This window comes from Methylobacterium sp. UNCCL125, assembly GCF_900116795.1.
In the GTDB taxonomy this organism is placed as follows: domain Bacteria; phylum Pseudomonadota; class Alphaproteobacteria; order Rhizobiales; family Beijerinckiaceae; genus Methylobacterium; species Methylobacterium fujisawaense.
In genome coordinates this window covers 140,892-165,101 of record NZ_FPBW01000017.1, presented here as the reverse complement: position 1 = coordinate 165,101, position 24,210 = coordinate 140,892, and the positions used below count along the sequence as shown (strand labels likewise).

Sequence of the window (24,210 nt, the reverse complement as noted above, 5' to 3'; positions counted from 1 at the left end):
TGCTCGGCCTGCCGATGGGCGTGGACGTCTGCTACACCAACCATGCCGATGCCGACGGCGAGGACATGGACGCGCTCCTGACCCTGCTCTGCGCGGCCGGCGTCAACTTCGTCATCACCGTGCCGGGGGCGGACGACGTGATGCTGAACTACCAGTCGCTGTCCCACCACGACGCGGTCTTCGCCCGCGAGACCCTGGGCCGTCCGCCGGCCCCGGAATTCGAGGCGTGGCTGCGGGACGTGCGCATCACGGACGCGCAGGGCCGGCTCACCAGCGCCACGGGTGAGTTGCCCCCGGCCCTCGCCGCGGCCTCCCGGCTCCTGCCCGGGCGGGCCGCGTGAGCGACCCGGCGAAGCCGGCCAAGCCGGCCCACGCGGGCACCCCGACGCTGCGCGATCTGCGCGGGCTGACCCAGGCCCGCATCGCCCTGGGCGCGCACGGCGCCGGCCTTCCCACCGGCGCGGCGCTCGCCTTCGGCCTCGACCATGCCCGCGCCCGCGAGGCGGTCTGGACGCCCCTCGACGCGGCCGCGATCCGCGCAGCGCTGCGGGCCCAGGGCCTGGAGTCGGTCGAGGTCCGCTCCGCCGTGTCCGACCGGACGGAGTACCTGCGCCGGCCGGACCGGGGCCGCAGCCTCGATCCGGAATCCGCCACGGTGCTCGACGGTCACGGGCCGGGCTTCGACGTCGCCATCGTGATCGCGGACGGGCTCTCGGCCACGGCGGTCGCGCTGAACGCGGTCCCTGCCGCCGCGGCGCTCGCGGCGCGGGTGCGCCGGGCGGGCTGGAGCCTCGCCCCGGTGGTCGTCGCGAGCCAAGGGCGGGTGGCGATCGGCGATCCCATCGGGGCGCGGCTGGGGGCGCGCTGCGTCGTGGTTCTGATCGGGGAGCGGCCGGGCCTGTCGGCCTCGGACAGCCTCGGCTGCTACGTGACGTTCGGCCCGGAGCCGGGGCTGCCCGATTCCCGGCGCAACTGCCTCTCGAACATCCGGGAGGGCGGCCTTTCGGTCGAGGCGGCCGCCGGGCAGATGGAGGCGCTGCTGCGGGCGATGCTGGCCCAGGGCACCAGCGGCGTCGCGCTGCGCCGGGAGGATCCCGCCGAGCCGACGCCGGCTCTGCCGGCCGGGTAGCCCCGCCGCCTTCGCGGCGGGGCGCTATCCCTTCAAGCTCGGAGGTCGGGGGCCGCGCGGTGGCGGGTCGCCTGCTCGTAATCGTAGGCGAGCCCGAGGAGGTCGGCCTCGCTCCAGAGCGGCCCGACGAAGATCAGGCAGAAGGGCGAGCCCGAGGCGTAGCGGCCGGCCGGCACGACCACGCCCGGCAGCCCGGCGATGTTGATCTCGCACACGGTGGTCTCGTGGATCGTCTCCGACCCGTGCAGGGCCGGCACCGCGTCGCGGGTCTGAGGGAAGACCAGGGCGTCGAGACCCTGCTCCGCCATGACCGCGGTGAAGATGTCGAGGTAGCGCTCGCGCGCCGCCAGGAAATCCGAGAGATCCGGCGGGGCGAGGGGATCCGCGCGACAGGCCGCGAAGGCCGGCACCTGATTCATCCAGTCGAGGACGCCGCCCGGGGCCAGGGGATCTTCCGCCTTCGTGGCGGCATCGAATTCGGCGAGGGTCCGGTAGGCGGCCTGCGGACCGAGCCGTTGCAGATAGTGGTGGAGGTCGTAGAGCACGCTCTCGATGCCCCGGGCGTCGTAGTGATCGAGGCCGGCGACGGGCTGGCCGAGTTCCGCGAAGCCGCTGCCCGCGAAGGGATCGGCCGCCAGGGTGGCGCCCCGTGCGGCAATCTCGGCCTGGGCCCGGGCGTAGAGCTGGATCGTCTCCGCGGAGAGGGCCCGGTCGCGCCAGCCCGGCCCGTAGAGCCCGAGGCGTTTGCCCCGCAGGGCCGTCTCGGACAGCTTGGCAGCGTAGCCGCCCTTCGGACGGCGGCCGATCCCGGCCACGGTCTTCGGATCGGCCGCGGTGTAGCCGGCCAAGGCATCAAGGGTCAGCGCCGCGTCGCGCACGCAGCGGGCGATCGGCCCGACCACGTCGCGCGTGCTGCCGGCGAGCGGGACCACCCCGGTATTGGGCACCAGGGCGAAGGTCGGCTTGATGCCGACGAGACCCTGCGCCGAGGCCGGGTTCTGGATCGAGCCGCCGGTCTCCTCGGCGAGCCCCAGAACCGCGAGGCTGGCGGCGACGGCGGTCGCGGTGCCGGCGCTCGATCCGCCGGGCAGGAGGTCGGGCGCCATGGCGTTGAGCGTCGGGCCGGCCCAGCTGTCGTTGGCGTGGCTGCCCGTGGCGCTGAGGACGGGCACGTTGGTCTTGCCGAGGATGACGCAGCCGGCCGCGCGCATGCGCGCCACCACGGGCGCGTCGGTGGCGGGCATCAGGTCGACGCCCCCGGCCTTGGCGCAGAGGAAGTGCCAGCCGGCCGTGGTTGGCAGGCCGGCGACGTCCATCGTATCCTTGATCACGACCGGCACCCCGGCCAGCGGCCCGAGGGCCTCGCCGGCGGCCCGGCGGCGGTCGATCGCCCGCGCCTCCTCGACGGCGTGCGGGTTGAGGAAGATCACCGCGTTGTAGCGCGGGTTGTAGGTCTCGATCCGGGCCAGGAAGGCTCGGGTCAGGGCCTCGGCCGTCACGCCGCGCGCGAAGGCGGCCTGGGCGTCGGCGACGGTCATCTCGGACAGCATCCCGGCAAGATCGGGCGCGTCGGTCGGGGCAGCATCCATCGGAAACTCCGGGCTTGGGACGGGCAGGCGGGGCGTCGGCGGCTCAGGCCATGCCGACGAATTCGTCGATCAGCGATCGGTCGCGTGCGACCTCGGGCGGGACCTCGCGGGTGATCGCGCCCTTCTGAAGGATCAGGATGCGCTCCGAGAGGCCGGTGATGCAGGTCAGGTTCTGCTCGACGAGGAGCAGCGCGATCCCGCGCTCGCGCCCGATCCGCAGGAGGATCTCGATGATCTCCTCGATGATCGAGGGCTGGATGCCCTCCGTCGGCTCGTCCAGCAGCAGGATGGTCGGCCCGCCGCAGAGGCAGCGGGCGAGTGCCAGCAATTGCTGCTCGCCGCCCGACAGGGCGCCCCCGGGCCGGTCGAGATAGGCCTTCAGCCGGGGGAAGGTGGCGAGGATGTCGGCGATGGTCTCGTCCTCGCCGCGCTTCGACAGGAGGCAGCCCATGCGCAGATTCTCGCGCACGCTGAGCGCCGGAAAGATCTCCCGGCCCTGGGGGACGTAGCCGAGGCCCATCCGGGCCCTGGCTGTCGGGCTGCGCCGGGTGATGTCGGCCCCCTCGAACCGGACCTCCCCGGCGGTGGCCGGCAGGTAGCCCATCAGGGTGCGCAGCAGCGTGGTCTTGCCCATGCCGTTGTGGCCGAGGATGCCGACGAACTCCCCCGGGCGTACCGCGAGGGTGACGCCGCCGAGGATCGGGATGCGGCCGTAGCCGGAATGCAGGCCCTCGACGGAGAGGAGCGGCGGGCTGGCTGAGGCGGTCATGTCAGGCGGCCTGCTTGCCGAGATAGACGTCGCGGACGCGGGCATCGGCCAGCACAGCGTCCACCGTATCCTCCATGAGGATCCGGCCCTGGTTGAACACCGTCACGGTCTTGGCGATCATCCGGATGAACGGCATGTCGTGCTCCACCACGATGAGGGCGTGGGTGCGGTTGATCTCGCGGATCAGCTCCGCCGTGCGGTGGACCTCCTCGTGGGTCATGCCCGCGGCGGGCTCGTCCAAGAGGATCAACTCGGGCTCCTGGGCCAGCACGGTGGCCATCTCGACCCATTGCCGCTGGCCGTGGGCGAGCTGGCCGACGGTCCGCCCGGCGATGCCCGTGAGGTTGAGGCGCGTCAGCGTCTCGTCGACGATGCGGCGGGTGCGGGCGATGGACTTGCGCCGCCCGGCCGCCACGAAGACGTTCTCGTGGACCGAGAGGCCGTTGAACACGTTGGGCACCTGCGTCTTGATGCCGACGCCGAGCCGCGCGATGGCGTGGGGCTCGGCCCCGGTGATGTCGGTGTCGCGCAGGCGGATCCGGCCCTCGGTGGGTTTGAGCTGACCGGTCAGGATCTTGAAGAAGGTGCTCTTGCCGGCGCCGTTGGGGCCGATCAGGCAGCGCAGCTCGACCTCCCCGAGGGTGAAATCGACATCGGCGACCGCGGTCACGCCGCCGAACCGCATGGTCACGCCGCGAGCCTCGACGAGGGGGCGCAGCGGCGCGCCGTGATGGCCCGTGAGCGGGCTCGGGGCGTTCATCGTGCGCTCCCCGTGGCGAACCCGTCCTGCGCCTTGGCGACCGTGCGCGGCCGCCGCTCCAGCAGGCGCAGGCCGAGGCTGCGGGCGACCGGGACGAGGCCCTGGGGCACCAGCAGAACGAAGCCGACCAGGACGAGACCGAGGCCGAGGTTGGAATCCACCGCGCTCTGGCTGCCGGCGGCGATGATCAGCGCCTGGATCAGCACCGCGCCGAGCATCGGCCCGATCAGGGTGCCGAGACCGCCGACCAGCACGTAGATGATCACCTGCGCCGACATCGGCAGGGCGAAGACCGTCGGGCTGATGAAGCCGCCCCAGTTGGCGTAGAGGCAGCCGGCGAGGCCCGCGACCCCCGCGGCGATCATGAAGGCGATGAGCTTGTAGAGGCGCGGGTCGTAGCCGATCAGCTGCGCCCGCGTCTCGTTCTCGCGGATCGCCACCACCACGCGGCCGAGGCGGCTCGCCAGGATCCCCCGCAGCAGGGCGTAGACGAGGATCAGCGCGCCCATCGCGGCGTACCAGATCCCCTCGATGTCCAGGGGCTCGTCGGGATGGCCGGGCGCATTGAGAGCGGGGATCGCCGGGATGCCGTTGAAGCCGCCGAGTTCCGCCACGCCGATCCGGTACTGGCTGCCCGAGGTGGCGTTGACCAGCTGGAACAGGATCACCGACACGGTGAGCGTGATGACGCCGATATAGGCGTCGCTGATCCGGCCGTAGAACATGAAGTAGCCGAGCAGGCCGGCAAACAGCATCGGCACCAGGATCGACAGCAGCACCGGCACGCTGCTGTCGCCCATGTTGAGGACCGCGACCGCGTAGGCGTAGCCGCCGAGCCCCAGGAAGGCGGCCTGCCCGAAGCACATCACCCCCGCGAAGCCCCAGACGAAGCCCTGCGAGAGGCCGAACATCGCGAGCGCCGCGAAGCCGGTGCATTGAACGAGGCCGAACGTATCGAGGGCGTGCGGCGCCCCGAACAGGATGGCGAGGCCGAGGGCCAGGGTCGCCAGGAATCCCGCGGCGGAGAGCCGGCGGGCGGGGGCTGCGGAGGTCATAGGCTGCGCCTCAGGTAGCGGCCGGTGATGCCTTGCGGGAGGACGCGGATCAGCAGGATCGCCGCGACGAGGAGGGCGACGTCGCCGATGACCGGCGTCGTCTTGAACGAGACGAGTTCGTTGATGACGCCGAACAGGCTGGAAGCGAGGCCGGTGCCGGTGACGATGGCGGGGCCGCCGCCGAGAACCGTGATGAAGGCGCGGGCGATGTAGGCCGCGCCCATGGCCGGGGAGACGCCCGAGATCGGGGCAAGGACCCCGCCGGCAAGGCCCGCCAGGGCGGCGCCGAGGGCGAAGGTCGCCATGTAGATGCGGTTCGGCTGCACCCCTAGCGCCGCGGCCATGCGCGGGTTCTGCATGGTCGCGCGCAGGATCAGGCCGAACTTGGTGAAGCGCAGCACCAGGAACATCGCTCCCAGCGCGGCCAGTGCCGTCGCCACGATGACGAGGCTGTAGAGGCTCGCCCCGTAGCGCCCGATGTCGAAGCTGCCGACCGGCGTCGAGACCCCGCGCACCACGTTGCCGTAGAGCGTGGTGATCAGCCCGATCAAGCCCAGGCTGATACCCCAGGTGGCGAGCATCGTGTCCATCATCCGCCCGTAGAGGAAGCGGATGACGGTGCGCTCCAGGATCAGCCCGATCACGCCGACCACGAGGGGCGGCAAGACGAGCATCGCGATCCAGATGTTGACCCCAGCGCCGCTCGCCATGACCGCCGTGTAGGCGCCGAGCATCATGAATTCGCCGTGGGCGAGATTGATGATGCGCATCATCCCGTAGATCACCCCGAGGCCGAGGGTGATCAGGACCAGGGTGGCGATGCCGGTGATGACGTTGAAGGCGAGCAGTCCGGCGAGATCCATCGCCCTCAGCCCTTCAGGTCCGGCGTGAACTGCTTGTTGGTGCGCGGATTCTTGATCAGATCGCAGGCGCCGCCGGTATCGGCCGGGAACGAGTTCGGGAAGGTGGCGAGGATCTCCCACTTCCGGTCCTTCGGGCGGGCCAGATAGGTGTTGCGGATGGTGTGGTGGGTGGCGCCGTCCATCGTGACCTTTCCGGTCGGGGACTCGATCGACAGGCCGCTCTCCAGGGCGGCGATGACCTTGTCGCGCTCGATCGAGCCGGCCTTCTTCACCGCTTCGGCCCAGAACAGGATGCCTTCGTAGGTGGCGGTGTCGAGCTCGCTGAGATCCGTGACGTCGGCGCCGAACTTCGCCTGCATGCCGGCGACGAAGGCCTTGCTCGCGGGTGTGTCGAGGTCGTTGTACCAGCCGTAGCAGGTGATGATCCCGTTCGTCGTGGAGGGATCCATCGTCGTCAGTTCGTCGCCGAGCCCGAACACGCTCGACCCGACCGGGATCTTGGACTTCATGCCCGCCGCGTCCCATTGGCGATAGAAGCCCGAATGGTTGGCGCCGACCAGTGCCGAGAGGACGAGATCGGGCTGCGCCTGCTGGATGCGGCTGATCGCGGACGAGAAGTTGGTGACGTCGAGGGGGAAGAAGTCGGTGCCCAGCACCGAGCCGCCGCCGTCCTTCATAAACTTCGTCATCCAGCTCGCGGTGATGTGTCCGTAATTGTAGTCCGCCGCGATGATGTAGGCCTTCTTGCCCCAGGTCTTGAGGGCATAATCGACGATGTGGTTGACGGTCTGCGCGGGGGTCGACCCGGTGCAGAACACGTTGCGGTCGCAGACGCCGCCCTCGTACTGGGTGTTGTAGAAGTAGAGAGTCCTCGCGCGGTCGAAGATGGGCCGGATCGCCTCGCGTGAAGCCGAGGTGATGCCGCCCTGGATGACGTCGACCTTGTCCTTGAGCGCGAGCTGCTGGGCATACTGGGTGTAGAGCTGCATCGACGATTGCGTGTCGTAGGCGATGAGCTGGATCGGCCGCCCCAGCAGCCCGCCGGCCTTGTTGAGTTGCTCGACCGCGTACTCGGTGGTCTCGATCATCCGCTTGCCTTCGAGGCCCAGCGCGCCCGATCCGTCGAGCAGGCTGCCGAGCTTGATCGGTTCGGCGGCGAGGCCCTTCCGCGCGACGAACGGCATCGCGACGGTGCCGGCTGCGGACGCCATCGCTAGTTTCAGCACCTTTCGACGGTCCATCGCACTCATCCCCCGAACTCCTCTCGACGTCGCTCTTCGGGTCCGGTGACCGGAAGCGGGCGCAAAGGACATTCGCAAGGTCGATGCCAATCAATCTCACAGATCGGTCAAAAATCGGACGCGTACGGTCGGTGCAAGCGACGGGACGAGGCGCAAGCGGGGCGTCGTGACGGCAGACAATCCACACAACGATCACGACGCCGCGGCAGTGAACCGGGCCACGGTGCGGTCCTACCAAGCATGGTGTCCCGTCGGAGGGTCTCGCACGCACGCTGGCCTTCAGCGACGAGAACGCTCTCCGTCCCTCTCAGGCCTCTTGATACCGACAGACCGTCCGCCGGAGCTTGAACGCGGGAACAGGGCGTCAATCGACACCCCATCCCATTGCGTCGGAGACCAGAAGTCAGCGTTCCGGATAGGCTTCCCGCGCCTTCCCGAACATGATCCTGTGGCGCATCTCGCGGAAGGTGCTCGCGGCGCCGTCCTCTCGAGTGAGGAGCGAGACGGCGACCGCCACGATGAAGGACAGCGGCATGCTGAAGATGGCCGGGTTCTTCATCGGGACGAACCACCAGGCTCGCGAGACGTCGGCGAGGTTCTTCCCGAGCACGTCCACCTGAACGGTGGGTGACAGCCCTATCATCAGGAGGGCGGAGAACGTCCCGACGCCGATGCTGGCGACCGCCGCCGGGGTCATGAACCGCTTCCAGGTGATGGACAGAAGCAGCGCGGGAAAGTTCGCGGAGGCCGCGACGGCGAAGGCGAGCCCGGCCATGAACGCGACGTTCTGACCCTCGAAGACGATGCCCAGGAACACCGCCAGGGCGGCGATGGCGACCGTCGCGATCCGCGCGACCGTGAGCTGCTCGGACTCGGAGGAATGCCCCTGGCGAACGACGTTGACCCAGAGGTCGTGGCAGACCGTCGCCACCCCGGACAGCGTCAGTCCTGCGACGACCGCAAGCATCGTCGCGAACGCCACGGCGCAGATGAAGCCGAAAACCCGCTTCCCCCGACCGTGAGGGCGAGTTCCAGGAAGAAGGTTAGGTCATTCCAATCGAACATGCCGCGCCCTGAGCCGATCGAAGCGTAGCTCGTTCGCTTGAGCCGCGGAAGTGGCGGGCGTCGCCACGAATGCTGGCAACCCTGGCCGAGCAGACGATCGCAGGACAGGACAGCATCCAAATCATGGCGGAATCGGACCTTATGGGATCGCAGGCAAACTCGCGGGCTGACACGCTCTTCGACAATCGAAGGTGGAGCGTCCTGTGTGGAAGGCGCCCGCATTGCAAGTGACGAGTTGGGCTTCGGACGCGTTGGTCGGGTGCCGTCTTGTGTCCGGCCTGTCGATGCAGGCATTGATGTTGACCGCTGGCCCTGATGGTATCCGCGCGCTGGGTCCCACTCTGCTTTGCGGGCCATGACGCCGACGACGTATTCCGGGGTGTCCCGCCTCCCGGTCTGACCGGTTCGCCATCAAGTCTCATCGTCCGCGCAACCTGGAAAAGTCTCCTCGCCGTGCCGTCAGGCGGCAATGGCCGCCGGTGTGCGGTCGCTACCGCCGCGGGTCATGATCGCCCAGGCGACCCGTGCGGTGCGATTGGCCGCCGCAACAGTCACAACGCGGACCGGCTTGCGCTGGAGCAGCGCCGGCAGCCGCGGGTCGACCGAGGTCGGCATCGCCTTCGCGCGCCGGACCAGAGGGGTCAGGCCGATCACGAGCAGGCGGCGCAGGTCGCGGTCGCCCATGCGCGAGACCCGGGCCAGGCGCTCCTTGCCGCCGCTGGAGTTCTGCAGCGGTGTCCGGCCCAGCGAGGGGGCGAACCGTCGACCATTGCGGAAGCGCTCGGGCCTACTCACCGAAGCGACCAGCGCCGTCGCCGAGACGATGCCGAGACCGGGGATCGTCGCCAGGCGCCGCGACAGGTCACTGTCCCGATGCCAGGCCAGCAGCGCCTTCTCGAGCCGGGTGAGCGGAATCTGCACGGCGCCGATCTGATCGGCCGGCCCGGTCACCACGACGGTGGTAATCTCCAGGGGGATGGCTCCTGCAGCCGCGTGGCTGCTGCGTCGACAGCGACCACATCGTGGCACCCAGATGCCGTCAGTCGGAGTGTGCGCCATCCACCCCATCTGCTTCCAGACGCACCGATGAAAAAGCGGACGCTGGTCGACACGCCTCGATGGTCGTTGCGGGCAATGTTCTGCCCGCGGCATAGAGCCTCGACCTTGCCCTCCAGCCCGCCTCCGCCGCATCCGGAAAACCGGACGACGGCATCGATGCTCCGGGCGTGCGACGCCGGAAGCTCACCACCGGCATTGTTGGGGCTGCGCTCGCGTCACGAGCGGTCGCGACAGCAGCGCGCCGGCGGTCGCTTGCCTGTTCGCGGCGCTCTACGGGCTCGGAAGTCTCAGTCTGGTCGAGGGTCGACGCTGTTCACACCGCCTCAACTTCGGGATGCCACGGTGAAGCCGCACGGATGGCAAGGCGCTTCGTCGAGCTTGTGTCAAACAACTGCCCAGACGGACGCTAAGCGGACATGCCTTCGACTTGGACGTTGCGAGGATCCTCCAGAGCGCGCCGGGCGATCCGATTGGCACGACATCCAACCTTGTCCGCAACGTCGCTTACGACTGCAGGCATCGTCCTTGCCGTGGTCCTCACCGGGGCCGGGATCCTCGTGGCGCAAAAGCTCTACGACCTGGAGATCCGCAGCACCGAGCGAAGCCTTGTCAGCCTCACGACCCTGCTTTCCGAGCAGGCCGACAGGTCGATGCAGGCGATGGAGGTCATTCAGCTGGACGTGGCGAGGGAGCTTGCTAGCGCTCGATCGTCGGCCGACCGCTCGTTCGCGTCGCTTGGCTCGAGCACGGCCATGCACGACAAGCTTCGTGCCAGCGTCTCGGCCCTACCCCAGGTCAAGGAGATATCAATCATCGACCTCCAGGGCAGGACGATCAACTCCTCGATCGACCGGCCTGCAGATAAAGAATCGTCCCGTCCTTCTTTCCTCGAAGATCTCGGCCGTGATCCCTCCGAACGGAAGATCATCGTCGCCGGCACGGCCCGGCCGGACGGTTCAGGCCTGGATCTGATCGTCGCCCACCGCATCGCGGACATCGATGGCCGATCCGTCGGCTACATGATCGGAGCCGTAGACCTCCGCTACTTCGAGCGGCTCTATGCCAGGGTCTCCCCCGACGAGGCCGACGTCATCTCGTTCGTCCACACGGATCTGACCATGCTGGCACGCCATCCGCGTCCGCCCGGCGCGATCGGACGCAAGGTCCCGCCGCTCAAATGGATGCGGGTCCAAGGGGCGGAACGTCCCACCTCCGGCGTGGAACGCATGACGACACCGATCGACGGGCAGGATCGGATCGTCGCGGCCCAGCTCATGGAGCATTATCCGATCATCATGGGCACGAGCCGCACCATCTCGGCGACGCTGACCCCATGGCGGGCGCAGACCCTGCCCTTGACCGCGACGGTGGCGCTGCTCGTCGGCGGCGTGTTTTTCATCGTCAGGATCGCCAAGGCGCAGCTTCGCGCCCAAGAGCGCCTCGCCTCGTCCAGCGCGGCGCAGGCTGCCGCCGAGGAAAGGGCATCGGCGGACCGCCGCCTGCGGGACGAATACGCCCGGTTCGGGACCGCATTGGATAGCATGAGCCAGGGGGTGCTGCTGCTCGACCACGAGAGCAGGCTCGTCGTCCTGAACGCCCGCATGACCGAGCTGTTCGACATCCCGCCGCTCCTACGCGAAGCGGGTAGCCCTCTCGATGTCCTGCTCCGTCAGATCATCGCCTCCATGTCGAAGGCCGAGGGAGATCGACTGTCGGATATCCTCGCCGCCAGTGTGAGGGAGAGCCGCCCGGCGGCACTGGTCTGCGATCTGACCGACGGCCGCATCGTCGGCGTGACGACCGCAGCCGTGCCGAGTGGCGGCATCGTCTGCACCTTCGAGGACATCACGGAACGGCACCGCGCCCAGGCCATGATCGCCCATATGGCGCATCACGACGCGCTGACCGGGTTGCCGAACCGCGTCCTGTTGCAGGAAGCCACCGGTCGGCTGCTGGCCGAACGCGGGCGCACGCCGATGGATGGCGGCGGGGGGGCATTGCTCCTGCTCGACCTGGACGGCTTTAAACAGGTCAACGACGTCCACGGCCATCCCCTCGGCGATGCGCTGCTTCGGGCGGTCGCGGCGCGGCTCTCGGCTCTGATCGCCGCCCCCGACGTCCTGGCGCGCCTCGGCGGGGACGAGTTCGCCGTCGTGCGATTCGGGCAGGACGAAGAGGCGGATGCCGTTCGACTGGCCGAACGCATCGTCTCCGCTCTCGGAACCCCGTTCGTTATCGAGGGCGTCCACCTCTCGATCGGGACGAGCATCGGAGTGGCGCGGGCGGACGTGGCGGACGGCTCGCCCGAAACGCTACTGCGCAACGCCGACATCGCCCTTTACCGGGCCAAGGCCTCCGGCAGGCGCACATGGTGCCTCTACCAACCGCAGATGGAATGCGAGAACCGTGAACGGCGGCGGCTGGAGGAGGATCTCGGCTGTGCTCTGGAGAAGGGGCAGTTCGAGCTGCACTACCAACCCATCGTCGGAGCGGCGAGCCGCGCGGTGACCGGGTACGAGGCGCTGCTGCGCTGGCGCCATCCCACGCGCGGCCTCGTCCCGCCCGCCGAGTTCATTCCGATCTGCGAGGAGACCGGCCTCATCCGCGAGATCGGCTCGTGGGTCCTACAGCGCGCCTGCGAGGACGCCGCCGGTTGGCTGCCCGGCCTGCGCGTGGCCGTGAATCTCTCGGCCGTGCAGTTCCGAGAGAAGGAACTCGTCGCCGTGGTGGAACGCGCACTCGCACGTTCGGATCTGCCGGCGAAGCTGCTGGAGCTCGAGATCACCGAAAGCGTGCTCCTTCGGGACGACCTGACGAACCTGGAGATCCTGAAGGCTTTGCATCGGATGGGCGTGTCCATCATCATGGACGATTTCGGTACGGGCTACTCTTCGTTGAACTACATGCGTTGCTTCCCGTTCGACAAGATCAAGATCGACCAGACCTTCGTTCGGAACCTGTCGAATGGCAGCCAGGGCGTCGCCGTCATGCGCGCCGCCATCGCCCTGGGTCACGCGTTGGGCATCACGGTGCTCGCCGAGGGGGTTGAAACCGTCGAGGAGCGCGATTTCCTTGTCGCTGAGGGATGCGACGAGCTGCAGGGATACCTGTTCGGTCGACCAGAACGGATCATGGACGCGCGCCGTCGCTCAGTCGACCGTCACCCGCATGGTTCATTCCGGAACCGCCGCAGTGCATAAAAGTTGCTGCGGCGCACGTCTCAACACCGTGCAGCCCATTTGTGGGCGTTTCCTCCCTGACTTGGGCCGCTCCTTCGGGAGTGGCCTTTTTCTCATTACGTTGTTGCCGCCCTGAACGTCCGGGCGATTTGCGTACGCCTTTCACAGACCGACATTTACGGCTGGTCTCGACAATGGCTGTGGGGAAACGCCTGGGTTGTTAAGAGTGTCCGCCAGGGTGGTAGGGCGGGATGGACGCTTCGTAATGGGCGCGGACCGGGGCTACGTCTCGGGCGAGGAGATCCAGGCCTGCGAGTCTCGACCGCGAGATCGCCGAGCGTGCTCGCGAGGACGAGATGGCGCGCAGGCTGATGACCATCCCAGGTATCGGTCCGATCACCGCCACGGCGCTGATCGCCCTAGCTCCTGCAGCCGAGACCTTCGAGCTGAGCGGGCGGCTTTAAGCCGATCCGCTTTCGTAAGGGGATGTGGCGAAGCGGACAGCATGGTTGAGGCCGTGCTCCTGAAAAGCACGGCCTCGTTAGGCTCTATGCCGCCCTCACGGTGGCTAGGAAGCGCGCAACCTCAGCGCTGAGGTGCTCTGACTGGCGCGACAACTCCGAGGCCGCGCCGAGGACCTGGCTCGCCGCCGCGCCCGTCTCCTCGGCCGCACCGGCAACACCCGCGATGTTGCTTGTCACCTCACCGGTGCCCTGCGCCGCCTGAGAGACATTCCTGACGATCTCCTGAGTCGCCGCACCCTGTTCCTCGACGGCTGCGGCGATCGAGGTCGCAACGCCGCTGATCTCGCGGATCCGTTCGGTGATCCCGGTGATCGACGTGACTGCTTGACCGGTCGAGGCCTGGATCTGAGCGATCTGACCCGATATCTCACCCGTCGCCTTGGCGGTCTGCTCAGCGAGCGCCTTCACCTCAGACGCTACGACCGCAAAGCCGCGCCCTGCCGCGCCGGCGCGCGCCGCCTCGATCGTCGCGTTCAGAGCCAGAAGGTTCGTCTGCCCAGCGATCGAGGAGATCATTGTGACCACATCGCCGATGCGCGACACCGCGGCGCTCAGCTCCTGAACAAGTCCGCCGGTCTGACCGGCCTCGGTAACAGCGGTCCGCGCGAGACCCGCCGAGCCGGCCACCTGCCGACCGATCTCCTGAACGGACGAACCGAGTTCCTCAGCGGCCGCAGCGACGGTGTTGACGTTCGAGGCGGCTTCCTCGGCGGCCGCAGCCACCGTGGTCGACTGGCTCGCCGTTTCCGTCGCCGTGGCGGTCATGGTCTGCGCGGTCGCCTGCAGCTCGGTCGCTGAGGACGACACCAGGCTGATGATGCCGCCGACGGCGGCCTCAAAGCTGTCGGCCATCTGCCGCATGCCGGCCTTGCGTTGTTCCTCGGCAGCCAAACGGGCCTGGGCAGTCTCTGCTTCAAGCTGCCGGGTGCGGATCAGGTTGTCCTTGAACACCTGTACGGCGGCGGCCATCGCGCCAAGCTCGTCGCGTCGGTCGGCCCCGGGAACCGTGACAGAGGTATCGCCGGCCGCGAGCGTGCCCATCGTGGCCGTCATGCGGATGATCGGGTGCGCGACGCGGAGGAGGCTGAACAGCGTCGCTGCAAGCGCAAGGACAAGGGCGACGACCATCGCGACGTAGGTCACGCGTGCTGTTTCGTCGACGTTGGACACGGTCGTGTCCGCCTCGTCTTGAGCACCCTTTCGATTTAGGGCCACAGCTTGTGTGATGATCTGAGACAGGCCTGAGTAGAGCCTCACGATCTCAGGCTGCGTAATCTCGGTTAGCGCCTCCGGCTGGCGGCCTGCATCCATCAGCTCGACCGCATGCTTGCCGATGGCTCCGAACTCGGTCCACTCTTGCACGAACCGATCGTGGAGAGCGCGCTCCTGGGGCGAGGAGATAAGCGCTTCATAGCGTTTGCTGACCTGTTCAGCGGCTTCGATTGCCGACAAGTACTGCTTACGATGCTCGGCCAGTTGCTGTGTGTCACGCGTCGCGGCTACGAGTCGGTACTGGCGCACGCGAGCCTTATCGACGGCTGAGTTCAGCTCGCCGAGCGTTTGAACGGAGGGCAGCCAGTTGCCTGCGACTTCGGTCGCGCTGTGACGGATCGCGCTGAGCTTGAGCAGCGTGAGAGCACTCTCGCCGGCTATAATGACTGCCAGTAAAGCAAAAAGGCCGGCAAGCGCGGCTTTGATCGAGATACGCATCGATGATCCGGCAGATAGTGGAACGCTACGAGGCGTCCGATGGCATACCATCCAGCAAGGGTTACCACCTGCCTAAACGGCTACGGGTATCGCGCAACCGTGAGATCTGTTTCTGCCGACAGGGTCGGTTCGACTGAGGGGCCGGACGCGGTATCACAGTGTAGATCACGGTTGCTCGCTCTCGAAGAACGACACGAGCAAGCTCGGCATGCGTCTAGGCCCGCAATCCCCCTGAGCCGACTTTGTGTGGCGGCCGGCGACTGACGGATTTCAAGAAGCCCGGGACATGTCCATGACGTCCGATCTGGGTCGTTATAGGAATGGCGGCTCTCGGTGATTTTCCGCTGGTCCGCTTTCGGGCGACAAACGCTTCGAAGCGGACCTCGTTATGACGTTTGCGTTCGACCCGCCGCAATCACATCGGTTGGCGCATCATTTCGCGAATACCTCCTTGGCAGCGAACAGGCCATTGAGTGCCGCAGGAAAGCCTGCGTAGACGGCCATCTGCATAATGATCTCGGTAATTTCTTCGCGCGAGAGACCAACATTAAGGCCCGCCTCGATGTGGACCTTGAGCTGCGGGGCCGCATTGCCCATCGCTGTCAGAGCCGCGATGGTGGCGATCTCGCGGGCGCGCAGGTCGAGGCCGGGGCGGCTGTAGATGTCGCCGAAGGGGAACTCGAACAGGTAGGTCGCGAAGTCGGGGGCAATGTCGGCGAGCGATGCGACGACCTTCTCTCCGGCCTCGCCGTCGATCTCAGCGAGTGCCCGTCGTCCGCGTTCGAGCCGGCTTTCGCTGCCGCTGTGGGGGAATTTCGTCATAGGCCTGTGTCCTCTCGTCCGGACCGGCGTAGCCGGTGATCTTGGTGTCGAGGACGAGGAGGCAGGCTTGCAGGTCAGCCACGTGGGCGCGGACGCGCTCGCGGTGCTTCTCCAGCATGTCCCGGCGCTCAGCCTCGGTGACGACGCCGCTCTCCCGCAAGGCTGCGTAGCGCAGCATCTCCCGGATCGGCATTCCGGTCGTCTTGAGACGGCCAAGGAACGCGATCCAAATCAGGATCGATGCGTCGTAGTCACGTTGGCTCGATTGGTCCCGGTCGGCATAGGGAAGCAGTCCGATCCGCTCGTAATAGCGGATGGTGTGAGCGGACAGGCCCGAACGCTTCGCCAGTTCACCAATCTTCATGAGCACCGTTCTCGCCACGACGCATCTGAGGCTAGGAGTTTGAGTGCGCTCTAAGTCAAGGCCCTATTCCAGCCGCTATGTCTCGGTTCGCGCCATACCGCGAGCCAAGGTCGATGGGTTCCTGCAAAGGACCGCTTTCGGAAAAACCTAACAACGGCCTGCACGGCCGGCTTGGGTCGCTTCCGGAATGGCGGCTCGGGGTGAATTTCAGCTCTTCCGCTTCCTTTACTGAGCAAGGCAAAAGCAGACGACCGGATGGGTCCCGCTCCCGACACTGCAGCGCTTGCCGATGCGCATCGTGCAGAGGCCGGCCCGTGATACAATCGGACAAGCTGTAGTAAGCGCCTGTCTTTGGTTCGCTAAGTTGATGATTGTAAGTGCATATGCCCATCGAGTGGGCAGCTAATAAATTAAGATATCTATCTTATCGTATGCCAAATTCAACACGCTGACCGCATTCCATGTCTGCTCTCGATGCTTGGGAATTACCAACCTCTTGTGGCATTTGGTGTTGGTATTCCAATGCCACAGCTGCCTTCGTGCCGTGGCTTAGTCAGTCCTCTGTGCCGCACGAGCAACTGATTGAACAAAATCGACGCTTCGATGCAGCCTTGGAGAATATGAACCAAGGCTTGTGCATGTTCGATGCGGACCGACGTTTGTTGGTCTGGAACAAGCGATATCTGGAGATCTTCGGACTTGAGGCTGACCAGTTGCATGTCGGAATGAGCCAGCGACAGATCATCGAGATCTTGGTTGGCCTCGGACGTTACGCAGCTGGCACCACGGTCGATGCTCTGAGTGAAGGCACTCGGACCTCGCTTATCGAGGGGCAGGCTACGTCAATCCTGCGGGAGCTCGCGGATGGGCGAACGGTCTCAGCGACTCACAGGGCGATGAGCGGCGGCGGGTGGGTCGCAACCTTCGAGGATGTGACTGAGCGCCGCCGCAACGAAGACCGTATCACCTACATGGCGCGGCACGACGCCCTGACCGATTTGCCCAACCGCATGGCCTTGCATGAGTTTGGCAACGGAATGCTGGGGCAGCCTATGCCGGGTCGTTCCCTCGCCGTGCTGTGTCTCGACCTTGATCGGTTCAAGCTCGTCAACGATGGGTTCGGCCACGCGGTGGGCGACCAACTTCTACGGTGTGTCGCTCAGCGGCTTCAGCGAGAAGTTCGTGAAGGAACTACCGTCGCGCGGATGGGGGGAGACGAGTTCGTCGTCCTGCACCGGGTCAAGGACCTGAAGGCGGCGGAAGCGCTGGCGCGGCGACTGATCGCGTCAGTCAGCGCGCCCTACGAGCTCGACGGATTGCGGGTTGAGATCGGTATGAGTGCCGGAATTGTGTTGTCCGGCGAGATGGATCGTGACGTCAGTCAGCTTCTGCAGAACGCCGATCTGGCGCTCTACCAAGCAAAATCGGACGGGCGGGGGACGTTTCGGGTCTTCGAACCCCAGATGGACGAAAGCGCACGAGCCCGCCTCAACTTGGAGCGGGAACTGCGCGAGGCGCTGACCAATGAGCGCTTTGAGGTGCACTACCAGCCGCTCGTCAAACTCAGCAGCAACGACGTGACTGGCGTTGAAGCCCTGGTTCGGTGGCGGCACGCCGAGAGGGGCCTCGTGAGCCCTGCGGTGTTCATTCCGATCGCAGAAGAAACTGGCTTGATCGTACCGTTGGGCGAGTGGGTGTTGCGGCGGGCGTGCGAGGATGCCAAGCGATGGCCCGCTCACGTCGGGGTCGCGGTCAACGTATCGGCCCATCAGCTGCGCCAGCGCAACTTCGCGACGATGGTGTTCTCGATTCTATCAGAAAGCGGCCTCGATCCGAGTCGGCTCGAACTGGAAATCACCGAGAGCGTACTTCTGGAAGAAACCGATGCGAACCTTGAGACACTGCACGTCTTGCGCAGTTTTGGTATCCGCATCGCCATGGACGACTTCGGCACCGGCTATTCCAGTATCAGCTACCTGCGTCGGTTCCCCTTTGACAAGATCAAGATTGATCGGTCCTTCGTGCGCGAGATCGGCGAGAAGCCCGAGGCGGCCGCGATCATTCGGGCTATTATCGGTCTCGGCCAGAGCCTCAATATGACGACCCTTGTGGAGGGTATTGAGACGGACATTCAGCGTAACGCTGTCCTCTCCGAGGGGGCTCACGAGATGCAGGGCTTTCTGTTCAGTCCTCCGCGCCCTGCGCAGGAAGTCGATGCCCTATTTAAAGTCGAGCATTCCAAGAATAAGGTGGCGTAAGTATCGCGGAAAAATTCAATTTTACCACGCGAGAGCCCGGTGCCGGATCTATGCGCCATGAGGTGACTCATTCGATTGACCAGGAACGCCGAGGCGACCCTATCGCGAGGAACGGATGGCGAAGCCCGGAGGCGTTCACGCCGAGTTCGACCTCCGCCAGCTGAAAGCTGCGTAGCGCAATTGCGAGGCCGTCGCCAAAGTCAGCCAATTCAGTGTCACTGATCCGCAACACGGCAGCGGGGGTGTCTGCTAACAGGACAGCAACGCGTGTCGCGACATGACCGCGTCGGGTCGCAACCGAAACACCGGCCTCGCGATGAAGCGGACGTCACCGTTCCGCCCGCTCACGACCGATTTCGTTGAAAAACTCGCGGTCGGCCTGGATTGAGATTTGACCCGAGGCTTGGCCGAGGGGCTCCCGCCAGACGGTCAGGCTAGATCACGGCGCGAGGCTCCCGCTTCGATGGCCGTCACGACGCGTTCACGCAGATCGGCGGACAGGGCATCCGGCTCTCCTGATCAGAAAGCCGTGCATCGAATCACATCTCCGTCCGTGCCAAAACCCCAGACGACTCAACTCGCTCGGATCGCGCTCTAGGGTGGAACCGAGCAGTTGCAGGGCTCCGCGCCAACGCAATGCACATTCCATTATACCCTCCGCTGCGTGTCCGGAGCGGATTTGGCGGAGTGTCGAGGAACTTGGCCGGAAGTGCGTAGCGTCCCCCTGAAGTGCTCTGTGGATCCGGCCGTGTCGCGGTGCGTGGTGGCCGGGATGATGCTCTGCCGCACATCGTCGAACGGCTTGCGCCGGCTCAGATCGGGCGCCTGCGCCGGGCGGCTCCGGTGACATTCGCCACGGTCGCCGGTCGTCCGATCCGCGCCTCGGCCTGAGATCCGGAGAGGCGGCTCTCGCCACGCCCGGAGGGCCGCGCATCGGCCATGAGGCCCGCCCCGAACGCGGCGGCGGGAGATGGCCGCTTCGCGCAAGCCGCCAGCTCGATCTCCCCATCAGGTCGGGCGTTCGGCGTGCGCGGGACTTCGTGGGTCGCCTCCCAGGACACATCGCCGAATACGGCGCGCGTCGCGCGGTGAGCGCAGTCCCTGTCCGGTTCGGTCAAGGAGCGCCCGCCGAGACGGGCTATGTGAGCGGAGTATCGTCCGTTCAGCGGCTGCCGAGGAGGTCGCCATGGCGTTTTCACCGTTTTCACGAGCCGCGGCCGCCCTCCTGATGCTCACCCTTCCCGGCGGAGTCGCGGGTGCGGTCACCCGCGGGGAAGCGCAGGTCCGCCTCGCGCAGGGTGGCATCGCCATCCCCAGCGAGGCGCAGCTCAACCGCCTCGAACGCGAGGCGATCACCACGCCTCCCCTCGATGTGAGCGATCCTCCGCCGGGCGTCGAACCGGGCACGCAGAGGCGGCATCGGGACCCGCGGGATCGCCGCAACGACCGCAGGCTCCCGGGGGAGAGGGGCGCCTGCGAGGCGTGCTGAACGGTTCCGGCCGGCGCCTCCGCGCGACACGCCCCCGGTCCGAAATCCCGGTGTGAGGTCACGATGCAGGATGCCAAGCCTGTCGCTGTCGATCCCGACCGGACGGGATCGGAAAGCCCGCGGCACCGCGCCAAGCCGCCCCGGCGGTGGAGCCGGGCGCTCGTGGCCGTCGCCATCCTGCTCGTGGCCGCCGGCGCGTTCGCGGTTGCGCATGTCTGGTCGCCGCACGCCAACCTGCGCATCACGCTCGGCCCCCCCGGCAGCACGGCCGAGCGGTTCATCACGGCCTTCGTGTCCGTCTCCCGGGTGCAGCATCCCCGCGTCAATCTCGACCTCGTGCGGGTCGACGACCTCGCGGGGAGCGCCAAGGCTCTGGAGGAGCGCCGGACCGATCTCGCCATCGTGCGCAGCGACGCGGGGGCACCCGCCAACGCACAGACCATCGTCATCCTGCGCCGGGACGTGGTCGCCTTGATCGTGCCCCCGCACAGCCCTGTCAGCTCGGTCGCCAACCTGGCGGGCAAGACCGTCGGCCTCGTGGCCGGGCCGCTGCAAGACACCAACACGCGTGTCCTCGACATGGTGCTGAGCTACTTCAACATCCCCGCCAAGGATGTCGGCAGGGCCATTCTACCGATCGACGCGCTGGCCCAGGCCGTCCGGCAGAAGAAGGTGGCGGCCATCCTGGCGGTCGGTCCCATGGCGCCGGGCGAGATCGTCGATGGGGTTGCCGCCGTCGCGCGCGCCACGAAGGGCACGCCGGGCATCCTCGCGCTCGACGAGGCGGAGGCGATCGGCAAGCGGTTCCCCGGCTTCGAGGCGATCGACGTGCCCGTGGGGGCGTTCCGGGCGCGTCCCGCCACGCCCAGCGAGTCGGTCACGACGCTGGCGGTCACCTATCGGTTCGCCGCCTCGGAGCTGATGCCCAACGTCGTCGCGGCCGCCATCGCCCGGTCGATCCTGACCACAAAGGCCAAGCTCACGGCCGTGACGCCGCTCGCCGCGCAGATCGAGGCGCCCGATCCGGACGACAAGAGCCCGATCCTGCCCGTCCATCCGGGGGTCGCGTCCTATCTCAGCAACGGGGACCAGAGCTTCTTCGACCAAGCCCAGCAATATCTCTATCTCGGCGGCGTGGTGATCAGCCTCGCCGGATCGCTCCTCGCCGCCGCCTCGGCGGGCTGGGCCCGGCGCCGATCGGAGGCGGAATGGCGCCCGGTCCGGCGCCTGGTCGAGATTGCCGACGCGGCGCCCGGCGCCGACCGTGCGGAGCTCGCCGCCCTGGAGGGCGAATTCCGGGCGATCGTCTCGGCGATGCTGGGCTGCACCACCGGGGCTGTCAGCACCGACTGCCTGTCGGCCTTCGCGACGGCCCTGGCCCATGCGCGCGACGCCCTCGACCGCCGGCGCGCAAGCCTCGGCCCCGAGACGGCGCTCCCGTCCGCACCGACGCTCGTGGTCGCCCATTGACGGCGGGCCCGGGCGGTGGCTCGGGCCGGCTGCGGCCGGCGATCGAGCGACCGAAGCCGTGAAGGCGCTCTAGCGCGCCGCCGGCGTGCGGAGGAGCAGGACGCGCAGGCGACCGCCGCCCAGCACGCGGCCGATCTCCCGGTAGGCGAAATACGGGAGCAGCGCCACGAACATCACCCAGGCGAAAGTGAGCACGCCCCGCGGGCCGCCGGCCATCTCCGGAAGAACGGTGCCCGGCGCCTTCCCGTGCCAGGCCCCCACCAGCACCTCTTCGAGTCCGTAGGCCGCCACCAGGACGGCGGTGAACAGAAGGGAGCGATACAGGATCCCGTAGACGAGGGGGCCGCGCGTGATGCGCCGGCCGAGGCGGAGGGATCCGAGCTTCGCCGCCTCGGCGATCAGCATGAATTTGGCCAGGACCAGGGCGTTGATCAGCCCGAGTGCGTAGAAGTGATAGCTCGGATAGTGCGGTATATCCTGATCGACCCGTGCGTAGATGTTGATGCTGAACAGGATCAGGGTGCCGAAAACGACGATCAGGTAGATCGCGAAGGCCAGGTAGCGCTTCGCTTCGGCGGCGGCCCGACGTCCCAGGGATCGGGACTTGGCGCGCCCGTCGGCACCCGGCAGCTCCCGCGGGGCAGGGGCAGGGGCAGGGGCAGGGGCAGCTGCCATCGCGTCTCGAGACGTGACAGGGGGCATGGCTCGTTCTCCGCGGCTCCCGTGCGCCCATGGTCCGCGCGCCGGGCGCGTGGACCATGGGCCGGTTCCGCATGCGCGCCCGAAGCCCCGGACCGGGCTGCCCGGTCCGGGGTCTGACGGGCCGCGGGTCAGGCCGCGAGCTTGACGGCGTGCTTGCTCTCGATCGTCCGCCGGATCAGGCGACGGGTCCGCTCGGTGAAGGCCATCTTGTCCGCCAGGCAGCTCTCCAGCAGGACGCCGACCCCGAAGTGACCGCTCACATCGGCCATGGCGACGAGGGCGACATACTCGGCGATGCGCAGATGCATCAGGTGATTGGCCTTGATCAGGATGAACAGGGCCTTGGCGGCCGGGGCCTGGATCTCGGCCAGCTCGCGCCGGAAGTCTTCGAGGAAGACTTCTTGAAGCCGACCGTTGGAGGCAATCGGTTTCTCGCCGATCAGCTGAAAGCAGCGATCGAGCGACTTGACCGTCTTCTCTTGGATGAAGGCGCGTGACTGGAGCGCCTCTTGGATGGCCGGATCCTGCGTGGCTTGGCCCAGCTCCTCGTAAATCTTCGTCGCGCGCTCCGCGTGATGCCGCGCATCGCTCAACATGCGCACGAAAAGCTCCTTCGGTGACTTGATCGGCATGGTCATCTCCTCACGCTGCATCGTGATCAACCGAGGCATCTCTCGAATGCCGAGACCGCTTCGCGCGTCCTTGAGCGGACCGGAGGCAGCGTTCTTCCGATCGCCGGGATGTGCGGAACGCGCCGACCGCTAGGAAGCCCGATCGGTCGCGCCCTGACCGGGCACGCAAGGTCAGTTCCCTGCCTCGCCTCACCGCACCGAAGCGGAGGGCCCATTATGCAGTCGCGGCGATCCCATGCTTGATCGGGGAAGACACCGGCCGCCGGCGCGATTGACAACGGCTTCGGGCCGCCTGGGCGCCGGACGGAAGCGACGTTCAGGATGGAACGCTGCGGTCGGAGCGGCGCAACGCGGCTGCGCCGGTTCACCGGCACGCGAGTCCCCGCGGATCAAGCGGCGTCGGCAGCTCGGCGTACGGTACGGCCGAGACGTGTCCGAGGGGCCGCAGGGCTTCGCGTCCGGCGCCCCTCGGCAGGTCGTTCTCCTGAACGGAGACCATCCATGAGAACTCTGCAGATTGCGTCGGTGGCCTGTGCCGCCCTGATCATGAGCGGCATGGTGGCCGAAGCGCGTGGCTTCTACGGCGGCCGGGGAGGCTTCCGCGGCGGTGGTTTCCGCGCCGGCGGCGTCCAGGGCGTCCGGGTCGGCGGCTATCGCGGGGGGGTGGGCTATCGCGGCCGCTACGGCGCGGTCGGCCGCTACGGCGCGGTCGGCCGTTACGGCGCGGTCGGCCGCTATGGGGCGGTCGGCCGATATGGCGGGGTTGGCCGTTACGGATACGGATATGGCCGCTACGGCGTCCGTCCCTACGGCTACGGCCTGGGCGCGGCTGCCGTGGGCGCTGCCGCCGCCACCGGATACGGTGCCACCTACGGCCGCTGCGGACCCTACGCCTATTACGATGCCTATGCGGGCGTCTGCCGCCCGTATTGATCCTGCCGCGAGAGGGTCGAGGCCGGCAGACCCCGACCCCCAACCCCCGATCATCCGGCCCGAGCCGGCGGCCCGCCCCGGCAGAGTGGCCCCAGAATGGGTTCGGCCCAAGCCATGACCTTTCGAATCGTCGCCCCGCTCCTCCTCGCCGCCTGCCTGAGCGCACCCGCCCTGGCGCAGCCGTCCGGCTTGCAGCAGCCTGCGGCGCTCATTCACGGCAACTATTGTGGCCTCGGCAGCAATGCTCCGTTGCCGCCCGTCGATGCGCTCGATGCCGCCTGTGCGCGTCATGACGCCTGCACCCCCGTCGGCGGATTGCCGTCACGGGCCTGCAATCTGCGGCTTCAATGGGAGACGGACCGCATCGCGCGCGATCTGCGGCAGCCGGACGATATCCGCGCCCTGGCGGGCTTCATCGCAGCCGGGGCCGCGATCTTGACGTTCGACCCGAATGCCCCGGTGGCCGTGCGGATTCCGGCCTCCGTGCGCTACGACGTTCCTCCGGCTCGCGTCCATCGGGCCGTCTACCGCGCCTATTAGGGCACGACCTCCGGTTGCGTCGGCCGGACAAGGCTGCGGGGCAGCCAAGTCCGGCCG

19 protein-coding genes and 3 pseudogenes are annotated in these 24,210 nt (G+C 67.4%); 9 read left to right on the top strand and 13 right to left on the bottom strand.

What is annotated here, in order from left to right; genetic code table 11:
* Both eutB and eutC read left to right on the top strand, forming a co-directional pair.
* Positions 1-341, top strand: a 341-nt coding sequence (gene eutB / locus BM396_RS18645) for an ethanolamine ammonia-lyase subunit EutB (RefSeq protein ID WP_170867486.1), incomplete at its 5' end; no start/stop codon positions are given.
* On the top strand, positions 338-1,129 hold the full coding sequence (eutC, locus tag BM396_RS18640; protein WP_091994911.1) for an ethanolamine ammonia-lyase subunit EutC: 792 nt from the start codon (positions 338-340) through the stop codon (positions 1,127-1,129). The genes eutB and eutC, both read left to right, overlap by 4 nt.
* Before the next feature lie 32 nt (positions 1,130-1,161).
* On the opposite strand, the gene BM396_RS18635 is transcribed toward eutC, so the two are convergent.
* The 8 genes and pseudogenes from BM396_RS18635 to BM396_RS18600 all read right to left on the bottom strand — a co-directional run.
* Complete coding sequence (locus BM396_RS18635) at positions 1,162-2,718, bottom strand: amidase (protein WP_043389191.1); 1,557 nt, start codon at positions 2,716-2,718, stop codon at positions 1,162-1,164.
* A 43-nt stretch (positions 2,719-2,761) separates the two neighbouring features.
* Complete coding sequence (locus BM396_RS18630) at positions 2,762-3,487, bottom strand: ABC transporter ATP-binding protein (RefSeq protein WP_043389189.1); 726 nt, start codon at positions 3,485-3,487, stop codon at positions 2,762-2,764.
* A gap of 1 nt (position 3,488) precedes the next feature.
* Entirely contained in the window at positions 3,489-4,247 is a 759-nt protein-coding gene (locus BM396_RS18625; protein ID WP_051976363.1) for an ATP-binding cassette domain-containing protein, read from the bottom strand.
* Positions 4,244-5,302 (bottom strand): ABC transporter permease subunit, encoded by a 1,059-nt coding sequence (locus BM396_RS18620; RefSeq protein WP_043389187.1) that lies wholly within the window; start codon positions 5,300-5,302, stop codon positions 4,244-4,246. Before BM396_RS18620 ends, BM396_RS18625 begins: the two co-directional genes overlap by 4 nt.
* Entirely contained in the window at positions 5,299-6,165 is an 867-nt protein-coding gene (locus BM396_RS18615; protein ID WP_043389184.1) for a branched-chain amino acid ABC transporter permease, read from the bottom strand. Before BM396_RS18615 ends, BM396_RS18620 begins: the two co-directional genes overlap by 4 nt.
* A gap of 5 nt (positions 6,166-6,170) precedes the next feature.
* Positions 6,171-7,406: an urea ABC transporter substrate-binding protein gene (locus BM396_RS18610; RefSeq protein WP_091994908.1), complete on the bottom strand. Its 1,236-nt coding sequence runs from the start codon at positions 7,404-7,406 to the stop codon at positions 6,171-6,173.
* Positions 7,407-7,809: 403 nt separating this feature from the next.
* A pseudogene (locus BM396_RS18605) lies at positions 7,810-8,435 on the bottom strand (cation acetate symporter); the annotation flags it as partial.
* Between the two features lie 495 nt (positions 8,436-8,930).
* Positions 8,931-9,425, bottom strand: a pseudogene (locus tag BM396_RS18600) (transposase); the annotation flags it as partial.
* A gap of 593 nt (positions 9,426-10,018) precedes the next feature.
* Between BM396_RS18600 and BM396_RS18595 the strand changes: the two are divergent.
* Entirely contained in the window at positions 10,019-12,730 is a 2,712-nt protein-coding gene (locus BM396_RS18595) for a bifunctional diguanylate cyclase/phosphodiesterase (RefSeq protein WP_158713340.1), read from the top strand.
* 284 nt (positions 12,731-13,014) lie between these two features.
* A pseudogene (locus BM396_RS18590) lies at positions 13,015-13,128 on the top strand (transposase); the annotation flags it as partial.
* Between the two features lie 129 nt (positions 13,129-13,257).
* Here BM396_RS18590 and BM396_RS18585 read toward each other — a convergent pair.
* The 3 genes from BM396_RS18585 to BM396_RS18575 form a co-directional block, all read right to left on the bottom strand.
* Complete coding sequence (locus tag BM396_RS18585) at positions 13,258-14,943, bottom strand: methyl-accepting chemotaxis protein (protein WP_043389172.1); 1,686 nt, start codon at positions 14,941-14,943, stop codon at positions 13,258-13,260.
* A 432-nt stretch (positions 14,944-15,375) separates the two neighbouring features.
* Positions 15,376-15,765, bottom strand: coding sequence for a carboxymuconolactone decarboxylase family protein (locus BM396_RS18580; protein WP_043389170.1), 390 nt, complete (start codon positions 15,763-15,765; stop codon positions 15,376-15,378).
* A complete protein-coding gene (locus BM396_RS18575) occupies positions 15,701-16,129 on the bottom strand; it encodes a MerR family transcriptional regulator (RefSeq protein WP_043389165.1) in 429 nt (142 codons plus the stop codon). The genes BM396_RS18580 and BM396_RS18575 overlap by 65 nt, the downstream gene beginning before the upstream one ends.
* Before the next feature lie 461 nt (positions 16,130-16,590).
* Here BM396_RS18575 and BM396_RS18570 point away from each other — a divergent pair, with 461 nt between their 5' ends.
* From BM396_RS18570 to BM396_RS18560, 3 genes are all read left to right on the top strand, one after another.
* A complete protein-coding gene (locus BM396_RS18570; RefSeq protein ID WP_081948915.1) occupies positions 16,591-18,387 on the top strand; it encodes a putative bifunctional diguanylate cyclase/phosphodiesterase in 1,797 nt (598 codons plus the stop codon).
* A 1,186-nt stretch (positions 18,388-19,573) separates the two neighbouring features.
* Positions 19,574-19,876, top strand: a complete 303-nt coding sequence (locus tag BM396_RS32245) for a hypothetical protein (protein WP_139239518.1) — start codon at positions 19,574-19,576, stop codon at positions 19,874-19,876.
* Positions 19,877-19,939: 63 nt separating this feature from the next.
* The gene (locus tag BM396_RS18560; RefSeq protein ID WP_043389159.1) at positions 19,940-21,346 is read left to right on the top strand and encodes a TAXI family TRAP transporter solute-binding subunit; all 1,407 of its coding nucleotides are present in this window, start codon (positions 19,940-19,942) and stop codon (positions 21,344-21,346) included.
* A 69-nt stretch (positions 21,347-21,415) separates the two neighbouring features.
* On the opposite strand, the gene BM396_RS18555 is transcribed toward BM396_RS18560, so the two are convergent.
* Both BM396_RS18555 and BM396_RS18550 read right to left on the bottom strand, forming a co-directional pair.
* The gene (locus BM396_RS18555; protein WP_091994905.1) at positions 21,416-22,021 is read right to left on the bottom strand and encodes a hypothetical protein; all 606 of its coding nucleotides are present in this window, start codon (positions 22,019-22,021) and stop codon (positions 21,416-21,418) included.
* Between the two features lie 155 nt (positions 22,022-22,176).
* Complete coding sequence (locus BM396_RS18550; RefSeq protein ID WP_158713339.1) at positions 22,177-22,686, bottom strand: DUF892 family protein; 510 nt, start codon at positions 22,684-22,686, stop codon at positions 22,177-22,179.
* A gap of 495 nt (positions 22,687-23,181) precedes the next feature.
* Between BM396_RS18550 and BM396_RS18545 the strand changes: the two genes are divergently transcribed.
* Both BM396_RS18545 and BM396_RS18540 read left to right on the top strand, forming a co-directional pair.
* A complete protein-coding gene (locus tag BM396_RS18545) occupies positions 23,182-23,613 on the top strand; it encodes a hypothetical protein (protein WP_043389152.1) in 432 nt (143 codons plus the stop codon).
* Positions 23,614-23,727: 114 nt separating this feature from the next.
* A complete protein-coding gene (locus tag BM396_RS18540) occupies positions 23,728-24,153 on the top strand; it encodes a phospholipase A2 family protein (RefSeq protein WP_043389251.1) in 426 nt (141 codons plus the stop codon).
* Positions 24,154-24,210: the final 57 nt, after the last annotated feature.